The organism is Thiohalobacter thiocyanaticus (assembly GCF_003932505.1).
GTDB classification, from domain to species: domain Bacteria; phylum Pseudomonadota; class Gammaproteobacteria; order Thiohalobacterales; family Thiohalobacteraceae; genus Thiohalobacter; species Thiohalobacter thiocyanaticus.
Map to the genome: position 1 here is coordinate 3007146 of NZ_QZMU01000001.1, position 16389 is coordinate 3023534.

Below are 16389 nucleotides of genomic sequence, written 5' to 3' on the forward strand. Positions count from 1 at the left end.
AACCACCCCCGAGCCGCCGCGCATGACCGACACCGACATCCCGCCCGAAACCGCGCCGGAGGCGCCCAAGCAGGTCGAGATGCCCTTTGCCATCGTCCATGGTGAGGCCATGCTGGAGCTGCCGCAGGATCTGTACATTCCGCCGGACGCGCTCGAGGTCATCCTGGAGGCCTTCGAAGGTCCGCTGGACCTGCTGCTGTATCTCATCAAGCGCCAGAACCTGGACGTGCTGGACATCCCGGTGGCCGAGATCACCCGCCAGTACATGGACTACATCGGGCTGATGCAGGAGCTGCGGCTCGAGGTGGCGGCCGAGTACCTGGTGATGGCCGCCATGCTGGCCGAGATCAAGTCGCGCATGCTGCTGCCGCGACCGGTGGAGACCGACTCCGACGAGGACGACCCGCGGGCCGAGCTGGTGCGCCGGCTGCAGGAATACGAGCGCTACAAGAAGGCCGCCGAGGACATCGACGGGATGCCGCGCCTGCAGCGCGACATCTTCCCCGCCGAGGCGGTCGCGCCCGAACGCCAGGTGATCAATCAGCAGCCGGACATCGATCTGCGCGAGCTGCTGCTGGCCTTCAAGGAGGTCATGGCGCGGGCGGACATGTTCTCGCACCATCACGTACAGATGGAGGCCCTGTCGGTGCGCGAACGCATGTCGGCCGTGCTGAGCAGTGTGAACGCGGACAGGTTCTCCGAGTTCACCCACCTGTTCACGGTGGAAGAGGGTCGCATGGGCGTGGTGGTGACCTTCCTCGCCATCCTGGAACTGCTCAAGGAATCCCTGATCGAGATGATCCAGGCCGAGCCCTATGCGCCCATCTATGTGAAGGCCGCCGGCGGCCAGGGCTCAGCCGAGGTGCCCGAACCCACCGCCGATGCGGGGGCCTGACCCGTGGCTCTGGGAACCTCTCTGTTTGTCATCCCCGCGCAGGCGGGGATCCAGCTACCTCAGCGGTCAATGGATTCCCGCCTTTGCGGGAATGACGGGAAGAGGATACTCAGAGCTTCCATAGATTCAGTCAGTAGATAACGAAGCAATGGATATGAGCGACCTGTCACTGAAACACATACTCGAGGCGGCCCTGCTGGCCGCCGGACGACCGCTGACGCTGGATCAGCTGCAGAGCCTGTTCGGCGAGGCCGAGCGCCCGGAGAAGGGTGAGCTGCGCGAGGCCCTGCATGAACTGGACGCGGAGTACAGCGGCCGCGGCCTGGAACTCAAGGAGGTCGCCAGCGGCTTTCGCGTCCAGGTGCGTCAGCAGCTCGAGCCCTGGGTGTCGCGTCTGTGGGAAGAGCGCGCGCCCAAGTATTCACGCGCCCTGCTCGAGACCCTGGCGCTGGTCGCCTACCGCCAGCCCATCACCCGCGGCGAGATCGAGGACGTGCGCGGTGTGAGTGTCAGCAGCAACATCATGAAGACCCTGCAGGAGCGTGAATGGGTGCGGATCGTGGGACATCGTGACGTCCCCGGGCGTCCGGCCATGTACGGCACCACCCGGGAGTTCCTGGATTACTTCAATCTCAAGTCCCTGGACGAGCTGCCCACCCTGGCCGAGCTGCGCGACATCGACAGCATCAACGCCGAGCTGAACTTCGCCGACCAGACGAACGGGGCGGCCGGCATCGAGACGCTGGAAGGCGATCCGGCCGCGATCGATCTCGCCGCCACCCCGGACGATACCGACATCCAGGCATCGGCGTCGGTGGCGTGGGACGAGGAGGAAGCGGAGGGCGGTGCCGAAGCGGCGGCTGCGGTCGATTCGACCGAACAGGCCCCGGCCGAACCGCCGCCCGAGATGCTGCATTAACCATGCTTCCTCCCCCTTGATGGGGAGACGAGGAGGGGATGGATGCGGCGGACTCGCCGAATTTCACCCTCCGCTTGATCCCCTCCCGTCAAGGGAGGGGAAACCCATGTCCTGAACCCTGTGTGATCCCATGCCCGAACGCCTGCAGAAAGTCCTCGCCCGCCAGGGCCTCGGTTCACGCCGCGAGATCGAGGCCTGGATCCGTGCCGGCCGCCTGCGCGTGAACGGCAAACCCGCCACGCTGGGCGTGAGCGTTACCGAGGCCGACAGTGTGGAACTCGACGGCAAGCCCGTCGCGGTGTCCGAGCAGCGGCCCTACCCGCGCGTCATCGCCTACCACAAACCCGTGGGCGAACTGACCACCCGCCGTGACCCGGAAGGCCGGCCCACGGTATTCGACCGGCTGCCCGCGCTCAAGGCGGGCCGCTGGGTGGCCATCGGACGGCTGGATTTCAACACCTCCGGGCTGCTGCTGCTGACCGACGACGGCGAACTGGCCAACCGGCTGATGCACCCCTCGCAGCAGGTCGAACGCGAATACGCCGTGCGCGTGTTCGGCGAGGTCGACGGCCTGGTGATCGACAACCTGCTCGGCGGGGTCGAGCTGGAGGAGGGCCCGGCCCGGTTCGAGTCCATCACCGAGGCCGGCGGGCGCGGCGCCAACCAGTGGTACCACGTGGTGCTCAGGGAAGGCCGCAACCGGGAGGTGCGGCGGCTGTGGGAATCCCAGGGGCTGCAGGTCAGCCGCCTGATCCGGGTGCGCTACGGACCGGTCGCGCTGCCGCCCGGGCTCAGGGAAGGCCGCTGGGAGAACCTGCCGAACCCGGTCATCAACACCCTGCTCAATCTGGTGGGGCTGCACCAGCAGGACTATGTCCCGCGCGCCGTGCAGCGCCCGCCGTCACCAGGCAAGGCGGCTTCCCGCAAGGCCGCTTCCCGCAAGACTCCGGACAAGGCCGCCGCCCGCCGCCGCCGCTGATGCCGCTCAAGCTGCCGCAACGCAGACTGATCTCGGTCTTCGACCGGCTGTTGCAGCAGCACGGCCCCCAGCACTGGTGGCCGGGCGAGACACCCTTCGAGGTAATGATCGGCGCGATCCTGACCCAGAACACCGCCTGGACCAATGTCGAGCGCGCCATCGCCAACCTCAAACAGGCCGGCTGCCTGGAACCGCAGTGCCTGCTCGACACGCCGTTCGAACAGGTGGCGGACTGGCTGCGCCCCTCGGGCTATTTCAACATCAAGACCCGGCGGGTGCGCGATTACTGCGCCTGGTATCTGGAGCAGGGCGGCTACCCGCGTCTGCGCCGGCGCCGGACGCACACCCTGCGCCAGGCCCTGCTGGCGGTGCACGGCATCGGGCCGGAGACCGCCGACGACATCCTGCTCTATGCCTTCAACCGGCCGGTGTTCGTGATCGACGCCTATACCCGGCGTCTGTTCGCGCGGCTGGGACTGATCGCGGGCGATGAACCCTACGACACCCTGCGCCTGGCGGTGGAAGCGTCCCTGCCGACGGACGTGCAGCTTTACAACGAATACCACGCCCTGATCGTCAACCATGCCAAGGATCACTGTAAACCGAAGCCGCGGTGTGACAACTGCCGGTTGCGACGGGGGTGTGGGGGTGTGGGGGAGTGAGGCGTGAGGAGCCTGCAGGCCGGATGTCCCGTTTCCGGCATTGACCTGGGGGTGTGCCGGGAACGCTGCGCTTATCCCGGCCTACGACTGTGCAACCTCTTCGGGCATGTAATTGGCGCAGATGACCCGGTTGCGACCCTTCTCCTTGGCCTTGAGCAGGGCCTGATCGGCCCGGTCGAACAGGCTGTCGGCGGAATCCTCGCTCCGCAGGGAGGCCACGCCGGCGCTGACGGTGAAGCTGATCCGGGCCGTGTCGCATTCGATGCTGAGGTTCTCGATGCTGGAGCGGATACGTTCGGCCAGCATGCAGGCACCCCTGGCGTCGGTGTTGCGCAGCAGCATGACGAATTCCTCGCCGCCGTAACGATACAGATTGTCGCTGTCGCGGGCACAACCAAGCGCGGCCTCCACGGCTGCCTTGATGGCACAGTCGCCACGCTGGTGGCCATGGGTGTCGTTGATCTGCTTGAAGTTGTCCAGGTCGAACACGATCAGGGCCAGTTCCGGGCCGTGGCGGCGGGCCAGGGCAACCTCGCTGGCCAGATTCTCCTCCAGCGCGGCGCGGTTCCTGATGCCGGTCAGCGGGTCCTTGTGGGCCTGGGCAAGGGCGTCGTGATAGAGCAGGGCGTTACGCAGGGGATAGAGCAGACAGCACAGGTAGTTCTCCAGCCGGGCGACCTCCTCGCCGGAGAAGGCGTGTCCGCGATAAAACACCAGTTCCCCGAGGGCGGCGTCGCCCAGCGCCAGCCGATAGCTGCAGGTATGCCGGGCGCGGCGGCCGTGCCGGTATTCGCAGGGCGGCTCCGGATTGGTGTAGCTCAGGCCATCCAGGGGCAGGCGTTCGGCCAGCTCGGCATGAAAGAGTTCGAGCAGCAGCGGCAGGCTCAGGGTGGTCTGCAGCACCCGGGTGAGGCGGGCGTGGTCGTCCGAAATGCTGTCCAGCTCGGTGCGGTCGAACGCCTGCACGGGTGCGGCCATGGTGATGCTTCCCTTGTTGTCGCTTTCGGACTTGAGCGTGATCATGGTGTGAGCTGCAGTGTCCTGGATACGATGAATGCCTATGCGAATCCTGTGCCATTTCACCGGAAACTGCTTAAATTTCTCTTGGAACAATAACATAAAAATGGTTTAGGGAAGAGTGCCATGACAATGACGAATTACTGGCGCCGGCCCCTTCCGGCCTGGGTGACCGACTGGACCGGCGACGTCGGAAATATGTCGTTATTTCCGCTGGATTGTAGAAATGCGATTCAACTATATGTTTATTAGATAAATATGTCTTACACACGCAATGTCCATACTTGTACAACGGGATTTCACATCGGTTCCGGCTGAGCCGGGTCGGGAATTTTGCGGCTGTCGGAAACACGCTGCCGCAGGACGGCATATTGACGCCCCCTGTGAGGGAATTTGTGCCGGCCGTTCGGTGTCTTAACTGAAGATGCCAAAGGCTTTCGGGAGGGAGGAACAGGTATGTCACTGCATCTGGTTCGTGGTCTGGGTTTCCTGCTGCTGAGCTGGCCGCTGCTGGCCCCGGCTGCGGCGGAGGGAAGGCTCGAGGAGGGGATGACCAATCCCGGCTATCACGAGCAGCCGGCCTGGTTCAAACAGTCCTTCCTGGATCTGTCCGAGGATGTACGCGAGGCCGCCGCCGCGGACAAGCGCCTGATTCTCTATTTCTACCAGGACGGCTGCCCCTACTGCAAAAAGCTGCTGGAGACCAACTTCGCGCTGAAGAAGATCGTGGACAAGACCCGCGAGAACTTCGATGTGCTGGCACTCAACATGTGGGGCGACCGCGAGGTCACCTCGCTGGAGGGCGAGGCGACGACCGAGAAACGCCTGGCGGAAAAGCTGAAGGTGATGTACACGCCCACGCTGATCTTTCTCGACGAGCAGGGCAACCGGGTGCTGCGCCTGAACGGCTATTACCCGCCGCACCAGTTCGAGGTCGCGCTCGACTATGTCGCCGGCCGCCACGAGCAGGACATGAGCATCCAGGATTTTGCCGCGCGCCAGGCCCCGACTGAAGCCAGCGGCAGGCTGCACATGAGTCCGGACTATCTGCAGCCGCCCTACGACCTGTCCGGCCACGGTGATGACCGGCCGCTGCTGGTGATGTTCGAGCAGAAGGAATGCCCGGCCTGCGACGAGTTGCATACCGACATCCTCGAGCGCGAGGCCAGCCGGGAACTGATCGAGGCCTTTGACGTGGTGCTGCTGGACATGCAGGCCGATACGCCGGTGACCACTCCGTCAGGAGAGGAGACCACCGCCCGTAACTGGGCACGCGAACTCGGCGTCAAGTACGCCCCCAGCCTGGTCTTCTTCGATGGCGGCGAGGAGGTGTTCCGCGCCGAGGCCTACCTGCGCGCCTTCCACATCCAGTCGGTCATGGACTATGTCGCCAGCCGTGCCTACCGGGACCAGCCCAATCTGCAGCGCTTCATCCAGAAGCGCGCCGACCGGCTGGAGGAGCAGGGCATCCACGTGGACCTGATGGACTAAAGAAAAGAGCGCCACGGAATACACGGAAAGCACGGACATATTGATTGTCTTTGTTCTGCCGCCTTGCGGCCCGCCATGACAGGAGAGTCTTTCCCTTTATCGTCATCCCGGCGTATGCCGGGATCCAGCTACCGCTGCGGATTGTGGATTCCGGCATACGCCGGAATGACGCCAGAAAACGAAACGCTGACAGGCATTATATTGTCCGTGTTTTCCGTGTTTTCCGTGGCGCTCTTGAACCTGCTCTTGATCTTCAGCCGATCAACCGCCCCTCCGGGGTGCGGGTGAACTGCCGCCCGGTGTGGGTCCGGCCGTCCGGGCCCAGCAGGTACAGGAACGCATCGATCACCTCCGCCGGCAGCGGCAGCGGGTTGGGATCCTCGCCCGGATAGGCCTGGGTGCGCAGCCGGGTGCGCACCGCGCCCGGATCCAGGCTGTTGACGTGGATGCCGGTGTTGGTTTCCAGCTCCGCGGCCAGGGTCTGCATCAGGGCCTCCAGTCCGGCCTTGGAGGCGGCATAGGCGCCCCAGTAGGCGCGTGCCCGCCGGCCCACCTCATCGGCAACGAACAGCAGGCGGGCGTCACCGGCCGCATTGAGCAGGCCCAGGCAGGCCTGGGTGAGCAGGAAGGGTGCGTGCAGGTTGGTCTGCATCACCTGGTACCAGCGCTCGCCGGGATAGTGCGTGATCGGGGTGAGCGCGCCCAGCATGGCGGCGTTGTGCACCAGGGCGTCGAGCCGGCCGAACTGTTCGTCCAGCGCCCCGGCCAGTGTTATGTAGTCCTCCGGCCGGGCACCGGCCAGGTCCATGGGATGGATCACCGGCTCGGGGGCGCCGGCGCCCACGATCTCGTCATAGACGGATTCCAGCTCGCGCACGGTTTTGCCCAGCAGGATGACGGTCGCCCCGTGACCGGCGCACTGGCGCGCAAGTTCGCGGCCGATGCCCTCACCCGCCCCGGTGATCAGCACCACACGGTCGGCCAGCAGATCGGTTGCGGGCTGCCAGTCGGACAGTGTCAGGGAAAAGTCCGGGTCGGATTTCGTTGTCATTTCATAATTCCTCGAGTATCTGTTCGGCGCACCGGCGCCCGCTCAGCACTGCGCCTTCCAGCGTGGCGGGCAGGTCGGTGGCGGTGTAGTCCCCGGCCAGCCAGAGTCCGGGGACGGCGCTGCGCTGGGCCGGGCGCAGCTGATCCACATCCACGCCGGCATGGAAGGTGGCGCGCTTTTCCCGGATCACCCGGCTGGCCAGCGGGGCCGGCCAGTGCGGATACAGACTGGCCAGTTCCGCGCTGATGCGTTCACTGAGCGCGGCGTTGTCCAGCTGCAGATGCTCGCCGGGACCGCTGATGACCACGGCCATCAGGCCGGGCTGGCCGCACAGGGCGCGGTCGAACACCCACTGCCCGGTGTGCTCCAGCAGTCCCAGCATGGGGACTTCCAGGCCCACATCGGCGGGGTATTGCAGATAGACCGTGCAGATGGGCGACTGGCGCAGCCGGGCCAGGCGCTGCAGGGTCGGTGCCAGGGCCGGATGCGGGGCCAGCAGCCGGCGGGTCATGACCGGACTGGTCGCCAGGATCACCTGGTCGCTGGCCAGTTTACCCTCGCGCCACTCCACCACAAAGCGGTTGGTTTCGATGTCAATGTTCTGCACCCGCTTGCTCAGGATCACCTTGCCCTGGTTGGCCTCGATGTACTGAAAGGCCGGTGCCGGGATGGCGGTGCCGAGATCGGTGCGGGGAAACAGCAGCTCGCAGTCCTCGGCCCGGTCGGTGAAGGCGTGGTCGAGCACGGTATGGAACAGGCGCGCCGAGGCTTCCTTGACGGGCGTGTTCAGACTGGCCAGACACAGCGGTTCCCACAGCAGCCGGATCAGGCGCGGACTCTGGCGCTCGCTCATGAGGAAGGCCTGGGCGCTGATATCCCGGTCCAGCTCGATGCGTCCGTGCTGGACCCGGTACAGAAACCGGCTCAGGTGGTAGCGTTCCAGCCAGCTCAGGCCGCGGGCACTGATCAGAGCCGCCAGCAGATGCAGCGGCGCGGGCAGATCCCGGGTCTCCAGGCGCAGACCCGGACCGGAGGGACTGCGCAGCCGCAGCCCGAGCGGGCGGCGCTGGAACAGTTCCTCCTCGCGCAGCCCCAGCACCTGCAGCAGATCGAGCAGGTTGTGATAGGCCCCGATCATCAGGTGCTGACCGTTGTCGATGCGCTGGTCGCCGAAGGGCACGCAGCGGGCACGGCCGCCGAGCTGGCGGGCGGCCTCGATCAGGGTGACCGATACGCCGGCGCGGGCCAGGTACACGGCCGCGCTCAGCCCGGCCCAGCCGCCGCCGATCACACTGACGCTGCAGCGTCTGCCCGTGCCCGTGTTCATGTCAGGGCAATGCCCTGGCGCCGGGCCCGACGGCGTTCGCGCCGCACCCGGGTCCAGGCAATCCACAGCTTGCGCAGCGGGGTGAGGCTGGTACGCGCCTCGAGCACGTTGAAGCCGTCGCGCTCGATCTCGTTCAATGTGGCCTCGTAGATGGCCGCCATGGCCAGGCCGCTGCGCTGGGCATAGCGGTCCTCGTCCGGCAGCCGGGCATAGGCCCGGGCGTAATACTCACGCGCGCGCCCGGTCTGGAAGGCCATCAGCTCGCGAAAGGCTTCGGTGGCATGAAAGCCGAGGATGTCCTGCGGCGCGACGCCGAAGCGTTCCAGTTCATCCATGGGCAGGTAGATGCGGCCACGGGCGGCATCCTCGCGCACGTCGCGGATGATGTTGGTCAGCTGAAAGGCCGTGCCCAGTTCGGTGGCGTAGTTGAGCGTGGCCCGGTTGCGGTAGCCGAAGATCTCCACCGACAGCAGACCGACCGCGCCGGCGACCCGGTAGCAGTACAGCGCCAGTTCGCTGAAGTCGGCATAACGGTGCTGGTCCAGGTCCATCGCCATGCCATCGATGATTTCGTGAAAATACTCGCGCGGCAGGTTGTGCCGCTCAAGATGCGGCTGCAGGGCGCGGGTGACGGGATGCTGGGGGCTGGCAGTGAAGGCGCGCTCGATTTCCTCGCGCCACCACTGCAGCTTGATGCGCGCCACCCCGGGGTCGGTGCATTCGTCGACCACGTCATCGACTTCGCGACAGAAGGCATAGAGGGCGACGATGGCGGCGCGCCGGTCCGGCGGCAGGAAGCGGAAGCTGTAATAGAAGCTGGAGCCGCTGCCCGCCGCCTTGCGTTGGCAATACTCTGCTGGGTCCATGAGGGTGTTGTAGTTGTGGCCGCTGCGTGCGCTCTGGTGAAAGGGGTCCGAGTATACTACAGGCCCTGCGACGGCCAAAAAATCGCATGCAGGATGGGTGGAGCGCAGCGCAACTCATCGCGGCGCGGCTGGATGATGGGTTGCGGCGCAGGCGCCTCCACCCATCCTACCTCTGCGGGCCGGGGCCCGTTTTTCTCAGGGCATGCCACAACAGCCACAGTCGATCCGCGGCGCCCAGTCGCGGCCGGGCGAAGGGCGCGCCGTTCTGCAGTTTGTCCAGCACGCGGCTGCCGCCGAGCACGATGGCGCGGATCTCCAGTCCGAAGCGTCCGCGCAGTTCCCTACCCAGCGGCGCGCCACTGCGCAGCAGCCGGCGGGCACGGTTGTACTGGAACTGCAGCAGCCGGCGCAGCGCGGTGCTGTCGCGGCCGGCGCGCAGATCGTCCTCGCTCACCTCGAAGCGTTCCAGCTCGTCCAGGGGCAGATAGACGCGGTCGTTCTCGACGATGTCCTGGCGCAGGTCCTGGTAGAAGTTGATCAGCTGCAGGGCGCTGCAGATGGCGTCCGATTCGGCCTGGCGGCGGGGATCGGCTATCCCGTGCAGGTGCAGCAGCAGCCGGCCGACCGGGTTGGCCGAGCGGCGGCAGTACTGCATCAGTTCGCCGAAATCGGTATAGCGGGTCCGGGTGACGTCCTGGCGGAAGGCCGAGAGCAGATCCTGAAACAGCTCGACCGGCAGGCCGAACCGCAGGATGCTGTCGCTGCAGGCCAGCAGGGCCGGGTCCGGTGCGGGCTGTCCGGCGAGCGTGTCCAGCAGGCCCGTCTCCCAGGCATCCAGTGCCGCCAGCCGGGCATCGGGCGGGGTGTCGCCCTCGTCGGCCAGGTCATCGGCGTGGCGCGCGAAGGCGTAGATGGCCGCCACCGGATCGCGCAGTCGTCGCGGGAGCAGGATGGAGGCGACGGGGAAGTTCTCGTAATGGGCGCGGGCCCGGGCGCGACAGTGGCGGTAGGCCCGGGCGAGTTCAGGATTGTTCATGCGGGAGATCGGGAGGCGTGTCGGCGGCCTCGTCGCGGCCCTCCACCTGGCGCGGGGCGCGTTCGATCTGATCCAGCGGACCGGCCTCCTTCTTCGCGCTGATACCCATCTCGGTGAACTTGCGCAGGCCCGGCAGCACCCGGCTGTCGAAGGAGCCCACTGCCTTGTTATAGGCGCTCACGCTGCCTTCAAGACTCTTGCCCAGACGGCCCAGGTGCTCGGCGAAGGTGCCCAGTCGGCCGTAGACCTCCTCGCCGACCTGACGGATATGCTCGGCGTTCTCGGCCAGCACCGCCTGACGCCAGCCATAGCCGACGGCGCGCAGCAGCGCCACCAGGCTGGTCGGGGTGGCCAGCACCACCTTGTTGGCCATGGCGTCTTCGAGCAGGGCATGGTCGCGGTCCAGCGCGGCGCTGAGGAACTGATCGCCCGGAATGAACAGCACCACGAAGTCGGGCGACTTGCTGAACTGCTGCCAGTAGGCCTTGGCGGAAAGCTCGCGCACCCGCTGGCGTACGTTGCGGGCATGGCTGTCCAGGTGACGCTCGCGCACGGCGTCGTCGGTGGCCTCGACCGCGCTCAGATAGGCATCCAGCGGGGTCTTGGCGTCGACGATGATCTCGCGGCTGTCGGGCATGCGCACCACCATGTCGGGGCGCAGCCGGCCGGACTCGCCCTCGCTGTGCACCTGCTCGACGAAGTCGCAGTGTTCGACCATACCGGCCAGCTCGGTCAGACGCTTGAGCGTCATCTCGCCCCACTGGCCGCGTACCTCGGGCCGGCGCAGCGCCTGCACCAGGTTGCGGGTCTCGGTCTGCAGCAGGCGGTGGGATTCGGCGATGGTCTGGATATGGCGGTTCAGTGCGCCGAAGGCCTCCCTGCGCTCGTTTTCCATGCGCCGGACCTCGGCCTCGGTCTTGGTCAGCGCCTCGCGGATGGGCTTGACCAGGTTTTCCACCGCCTTTTCCTTCTGGGCCAGCTCCTGCTGGGCCTGGGACTGGTAGCGTTGCAGGTTCTCCTGCGCCAGCTTGAGGAACTCGCTGCTGTTGTGCTTGAGTGCCTCGCTGGCCATGGCGCTGAAGGCCTGGCCGAGCTGCTCGCGGGCGGCTTCATTGGCGCTGGTGCGCTCCTCGGCGGCGCGGCGTTCCGCGGCCAGTGCAGCAGCCAGCTCTTCCTTTTCCTGGCGCAGCCCGGTTTCGCGGGCGTGCAGGCGCCACCAGGTGACGAGCACGCCCAGCAGCAGGCCGGCCAGGGCAGCGAGGATCAACAGCGCAGGATCGTTCATGCCGGTAATGGTACAGGGCCGGGGGTCGGCGGGTAAGGGGTGAGGCGTGAGGTGTAGGATGGGTGGAGCGCAGCGCAACCCATCGGGTGCGTCTCCAGCGGTGAAGCCTCAGCGCCCGGACACGGGTGCTGCCTGACATACGGTTTATTGAACAAACGCTTCGCTGTCTTCGCCTTTCCTGATGAATTCCATGATGTCCCCAGGCGTGTTTATCAGGCCGTCGGCCTGCCAAGCCGCTGGATCGTCGGTGGCATCGAGATAGCCGAACAAGGCGACCAGGGTGTGCATCCCTGCGGCCCGGCCGGCCTGGATGTCGCGCTCGGCATCGCCGACGTAAAGACATTGACCGGGCAGGCTGCCGGTCTGCTCGCAGGCGTGCAGCAGCGGGGCCGGATGGGGCTTGTTCTTACTGACTGTATCGCCACTGACCACCACGGCGGCGCGTGCCAGCAGTCCGAGCTGGTCGAGCAGGGGTTCGGTCAGCCAGGCCGGCTTGTTGGTGACCACGCCCCAGTGGCGGCCGCCGGCCTCGAGCCAGTCGAGCAGTTCCGGCATGCCCGGAAACGGCCGGGTCCCACGGGTGAGGTTGGCCCGGTAGACCTCGAGCAGGTGTGCCCGCCGCTCGTCATAGCCGGGCTCACCGGGCCCGAGGCCGAAGCCCAGCCGGATCAGGGCCACGCCGCCGTGCGAGACCACGGGGCGGATGCGTTCATAGGGCAGCGGGGAACAGCCGAAGGCCTCGAGAGTACGGTTGAGGGCATGCGCCAGGTCCGGCGCCGTGTCGGCCAGGGTGCCGTCGAGGTCGAGCAGGACAGTTTTGATCATGGGGTTGGGGTCGGGGAATTGGACTCCCGTGATATTAACGCAAAGGGTGCAGAGGTGCAGAGGCGCAAAGTTATTCCGTCATTCCGGCGTAGGCCGGAATCCAGTAGCCGCCGTGGTATCTGGATCCTGGCCTACGCCGGGATGACGATAGCTGACAGCTGAGTCTTTGCGTTCTCTGCGTTGAAGCCGTTGCAGTCGAGCTTAGTCCGGAGCGCTGTCTTCTTTCCGGTAGCAGGCCAGATAGTTCACATCCACGTCCCGTCCCAGACTGTAGCTGCGGGTCAGCGGGTTGTAGGTCATGCCGGTGAGATCCTCGAGTTCCAATCCGGCCTGGCGGGCCCAGTCGTCGAGTTCGGAGGGACGGATGAACTTGCGGTAGTCATGGGTGCCCTTCGGCAGCATGCGCAGCAGGTATTCGGCGCCGAGGATGGCGAAGACGTAAGCCTTGGGGTTGCGGTTGATGGTGGAAAAGAACAGGTGGCCACCGGGTTTGACCAGGGTGGAGCAGGCGCGGATGACCGCAGCCGGGTCGGGGACATGCTCCAGCATCTCCAGGCAGGTCACCAGGTCGAACTGCCCGGGCCGCTCGTGCGCCATGGCCTCGGCCGTGGTCTGCCGGTAGTCCACGGTCAGGCCGGATTCCAGCAGGTGCAGGCGGGCCACCGACAGCGGCGCCTCGCCCATGTCGATGCCGGTGACTTCGGCGCCGGCCCGGGCCATGGCCTCGCTGAGCAGGCCGCCGCCGCAGCCGACGTCAATCACCCGTTTGCTCTCCAGCGGCACCCGGCGGCGGATGTAGTCCAGCCGCAGCGGGTTGATGTCGTGCAGGGGTTTGAACTCGCTGTGCGGATCCCACCAGCGTGTGGCCAGGGTCTCGAACTTGGCGATCTCGGCCGGGTCCAGGTTGTCGGTGTGGGTGTTCATGGAAAGCAGTATACCGCTGTGATGGCCAGGAATCGAAGCCGATGAATTCGTCATTGCGATGCCCAGACCCGGAGGGTGGGGTACCCATAATGAAACCCGGAGGGTTTCTATGGGAGAAGCGCCGCAGTCCCGTAATACTGGCCCGGGTGTTTGGAGATTGCCACGGCGCTGTACGCCTCGCAATGACAGGGTACGGACCGGATTGCAGGACACACCTTAAATGTCAAACCTGCGGGAACCGGATCAGGTCTCGGCCAGGTGTCCCTGCCAGGCCGCGGCGGTTTCCAGCAGCTCATCCGCATCCAGACCGGTCAGGGCGCGTTCCTTGAGCAGATGGCGCCCGGCCACCCAGACATCGCTGACCTGGTGACGGCCAGCGGCGTAGACCAGCTGCGAAACGGGGTGGTAGACCGGCTGGCTCTCCAGCGTGGCCAGGTCCACGGCGGTGATATCGGCCCACTTGCCGGGTTCCAGCGAGCCGGTTTCCGCACCCAGGCCCAGGGCGCGGGCGCCGTTCAGGGTGGCCATACGCAGCACCCGGTGCGCGGGCAGGGCAGTGGCGTCCTTGCTGACCGCCTTGCCCAGCAGGGCGGCGGTACGCATCTCGCTGAACAGATCCAGATCGTTGTTGCTGGCCGCACCGTCGGTGCCGAGTGCCAGATTCACGCCGGCTGCCTCCAGCCGGGCCGTGGGGCAGAAGCCGCTGGCAAGTTTGAGATTGGATTCGGGGCAGTGCACCACATGGCTGCCGGTCTCCGCCAGGCGCGCGATCTCGTCATCGGTTAGCTGGGTCATGTGCACCGCGACCAGCGCCGGGGAGAGCAGCCCCAGCCGGTCCAGTCGTGCCAGCGGGCGTTCGCCCTGGCGTTGTGCCTGTTCGACCTCCTCGGCGGACTCGTGCACATGCATGTGCACCGGGATGTCGAGCTCATCGGCCAGGGTCTGGATACGCGTGAGCGGGGCGTCGGAGACGCTGTAGGGCGCGTGCGGGGCGAAGGCGGTGCGGATCAGCGGGTCGTTGCGGAAGCTGTCGTGCAGCGCCAGACCCTTGGCCAGGTACTCATCGGCGTCACCGGCATAGACGGTGGGGAAGTCGATGGCGATCAGGCCCACACAGGCGCGCATGCCCAGATGGGCGGCGGCGCGCGCCGTGACTTCGGGGAAGAAATACATGTCGTTGAAGCAGGTGATACCGCCGCGCAGCATCTCGGCCATCGCCAGCAGACCGCCGTCATGGACGAACTCCTCGTTGACCCAGCGCTGTTCGGCCGGCCAGATGTGCTCGTGCAGCCATTCCATCATCGGCAGGTCGTCGGCCAGCCCGCGCAGCAGGTTCATGGGGGTGTGGGTATGGGCGTTGACCAGGCCCGGGATCAGGGCATGGTGCTCCAGCCGCAGTTCGGTTTCCGCCCGGTAGTGCTGAGCGGCCTCGCTGCTCGGCAGCAGGGCGAGGATGCGGCCGTCGTTGACGGCGACGCAGTGGTGCTCGAGCACCTGTTCGTCGGGCTCGACCGGGATCACCCAGCGGCCGTGGAGCAGCAGGTCGATGTCTTGCATGGGATGTCTTGGTGGTTGTGTGCCCGCGTCAGTTTGCAGGCGGGCGGCGTGTGGTGCAACTGTTCATGCCTGGGTGAGGGGGAACGCAGAGGAAGTAAAGGCGCAGAGGCGCAAAGGTTGTTATTCACACTCTCGTCGTCCCCGCGCAGGCGGGGACCCAGCAACCACAGCGGTATCTGGATCCCCGCCTGCGCGGGGATGACGGCTCTTTATAAAGGCGTTGTTGTCTCAGCGCCTTTGTGCCCTCTGCGTTTGGGGCGCCAACGCCAGGTGATCCAATTCAGGCGGACTTCACCTCATGCAGATGCACGTCCCGTTGCGGGAAAGGGATGCTGATGCCGTTCTCGTCGAAGCGGGTCTTGATGGTCTCCAGCAGCTCCGGGCGTACCGTCCAGTAATCCTCCTTCCTGACCCAGGGGCGGACATTGAGATCGATACTGCTCTCGCCCAGCTCGGCCACGTTCACCACCGGGGCGGGTTCCTTGAGGATGCGCTCGTCCTGTTCGATGATCTCCAGCACCAGCTCCCGGGCCTTGCGGATGTCGTCGTCATAGCTGATGCCGATTACCAGGTCGAGACGCCCGGGTGGCGCGGGCGGTGATGTTGGTGATGGTGCCGCCGTAGATCTGGCCGTTGGGCACGATGATCTCGCGGTTGTCCGGTGTGAGCATGGTGGTGGCGAAGATGCCGACGTTCTCCACCGTGCCGGCCACGCCGCCGGCATCCACATAGTCCCCTTCGCGGAAGGGGCGGAAGATGATCAGCATAACACCGGAGGAGAAATTCCCCAGCGAATCCTTCAAGGCCAGGCCCACGGCCAGGCCGGCGGCACTGAGGACGACGAGCAGGGAGGTGGTCTGGATGCCCAGGTGGTTCAGGGCGGCGATGATGACCACCACGATCAGCAGGCCGTAGAGGATACTGCCGAGGAAGTTGGACAGCATGCTGTCCATGCCGCCGCGCGCCATCATGCGCTTGCTGACGCTGACCAGCCTGGCGGCGATCCAGCGGCCGATGAAGAAGATCAGCAGCGCGACAATCAGGCTGATGATCCAGGGAATGAGCTGGTTGGTGACGAACTCCGATTGCAGCAGTTGGTTGAATTTATCCCTGCCGGGGGATAATGCCCACGATTGAAACACGCATCCACGCCGGGCGGGCGTGGGAGGGTGGAACGGCGGCGGAGTGATGTTAGGACCCGAAGTCGCCGTTGATAGGTGATCTCCACGCAGGGCGAGGGTTCTGGGCACGCACCGCGGGGTTGGCGTTGGTCGGCGATGGGCTTGGTTATCGCCCCGCCACGAACGGTGGCTCCTTAAGATGGGGTCAAGCCTTCTCAAGCAGGTAGTTCTTGGACGCGTTGGCACGGCCGCATGGACAGTCACTTGTTGTAGTCGGCATCACCGGTTGCTGTCGGGTCTGTGGCCGGCGATCGGATGCTCTGTACATCATCCTCTGCCTCAGGTCGGAAGACCAGGCTGATCCAGTTCGCGCTTGCCCTGGGCGCGTTCGCGCTGTTCGAGGGCGAACAGGCGCCGCGCGCGAGTTGACGGTT

Annotated in this window: 14 protein-coding genes and 1 pseudogene; 5 read left to right on the forward strand and 10 right to left on the reverse strand. The window is 65.9% G+C overall.

The features are described 5' to 3' along the window. The first annotated feature begins 22 nt into the window (after positions 1-22). The 4 genes from D6C00_RS14005 to D6C00_RS14020 all read left to right on the forward strand — a co-directional run bounded on the left by D6C00_RS14005 (position 23) and on the right by D6C00_RS14020 (position 3455). Entirely contained in the window at positions 23-895 is an 873-nt protein-coding gene (locus tag D6C00_RS14005) for a segregation and condensation protein A (RefSeq protein ID WP_125182271.1), read from the forward strand. Positions 896-1049: 154 nt separating this feature from the next. Then, positions 1050-1814 carry an SMC-Scp complex subunit ScpB gene (gene scpB, locus D6C00_RS14010; protein WP_125182272.1) on the forward strand — a complete coding sequence of 255 codons (765 nt, stop codon included), beginning with the start codon at positions 1050-1052 and terminating at the stop codon, positions 1812-1814. Positions 1815-1944: 130 nt separating this feature from the next. Beyond that, positions 1945-2793, forward strand: coding sequence for a 23S rRNA pseudouridine(2605) synthase RluB (gene rluB, locus D6C00_RS14015; protein WP_125182273.1), 849 nt, complete (start codon positions 1945-1947; stop codon positions 2791-2793). Then, complete coding sequence (locus D6C00_RS14020) at positions 2793-3455, forward strand: endonuclease III domain-containing protein (protein ID WP_241546885.1); 663 nt, start codon at positions 2793-2795, stop codon at positions 3453-3455. Before rluB ends, D6C00_RS14020 begins: the two co-directional genes overlap by 1 nt. Positions 3456-3536: 81 nt before the next feature. On the opposite strand, the gene D6C00_RS14025 is transcribed toward D6C00_RS14020, so the two are convergent. After that, positions 3537-4478, reverse strand: coding sequence for a GGDEF domain-containing protein (locus D6C00_RS14025; RefSeq protein WP_158675444.1), 942 nt, complete (start codon positions 4476-4478; stop codon positions 3537-3539). Between the two features lie 450 nt (positions 4479-4928). Between D6C00_RS14025 and D6C00_RS14030 the strand changes: the two genes are divergently transcribed. Then, positions 4929-5963 (forward strand): thioredoxin family protein, encoded by a 1035-nt coding sequence (locus D6C00_RS14030; RefSeq protein WP_125182275.1) that lies wholly within the window; start codon positions 4929-4931, stop codon positions 5961-5963. Positions 5964-6216: 253 nt separating this feature from the next. Here the strand turns inward: D6C00_RS14030 and D6C00_RS14035 are convergent, their stop codons facing one another. From D6C00_RS14035 to D6C00_RS16635, 9 genes and pseudogenes are all read right to left on the reverse strand, one after another. Continuing rightward, the gene (locus D6C00_RS14035; RefSeq protein ID WP_125182276.1) at positions 6217-7014 is read right to left on the reverse strand and encodes a YciK family oxidoreductase; all 798 of its coding nucleotides are present in this window, start codon (positions 7012-7014) and stop codon (positions 6217-6219) included. Position 7015: 1 nt separating this feature from the next. Beyond that, a complete protein-coding gene (gene hpnE, locus D6C00_RS14040; RefSeq protein ID WP_125182277.1) occupies positions 7016-8341 on the reverse strand; it encodes a hydroxysqualene dehydroxylase HpnE in 1326 nt (441 codons plus the stop codon). Beyond that, entirely contained in the window at positions 8338-9207 is an 870-nt protein-coding gene (hpnD, locus tag D6C00_RS14045; protein ID WP_125182278.1) for a presqualene diphosphate synthase HpnD, read from the reverse strand. The genes hpnE and hpnD overlap by 4 nt, the downstream gene beginning before the upstream one ends. Before the next feature lie 166 nt (positions 9208-9373). Further along, positions 9374-10243 carry a squalene synthase HpnC gene (gene hpnC / locus D6C00_RS14050; protein WP_125182279.1) on the reverse strand — a complete coding sequence of 290 codons (870 nt, stop codon included), beginning with the start codon at positions 10241-10243 and terminating at the stop codon, positions 9374-9376. Continuing rightward, positions 10230-11528: a DNA recombination protein RmuC gene (locus D6C00_RS14055; protein WP_125182280.1), complete on the reverse strand. Its 1299-nt coding sequence runs from the start codon at positions 11526-11528 to the stop codon at positions 10230-10232. The genes hpnC and D6C00_RS14055 overlap by 14 nt, the downstream gene beginning before the upstream one ends. A gap of 144 nt (positions 11529-11672) precedes the next feature. After that, entirely contained in the window at positions 11673-12353 is a 681-nt protein-coding gene (locus D6C00_RS14060) for an HAD family hydrolase (protein WP_125182281.1), read from the reverse strand. 201 nt (positions 12354-12554) lie between these two features. Continuing rightward, positions 12555-13277: a bifunctional 2-polyprenyl-6-hydroxyphenol methylase/3-demethylubiquinol 3-O-methyltransferase UbiG gene (ubiG, locus tag D6C00_RS14065; RefSeq protein WP_125182282.1), complete on the reverse strand. Its 723-nt coding sequence runs from the start codon at positions 13275-13277 to the stop codon at positions 12555-12557. Between the two features lie 243 nt (positions 13278-13520). Further along, on the reverse strand, positions 13521-14834 hold the full coding sequence (locus D6C00_RS14070) for a TRZ/ATZ family hydrolase (RefSeq protein WP_125182283.1): 1314 nt from the start codon (positions 14832-14834) through the stop codon (positions 13521-13523). A gap of 280 nt (positions 14835-15114) precedes the next feature. Next, a pseudogene (locus tag D6C00_RS16635) lies at positions 15115-15928 on the reverse strand (mechanosensitive ion channel family protein). Between the last annotated feature and the right edge of the window lie 461 nt (positions 15929-16389).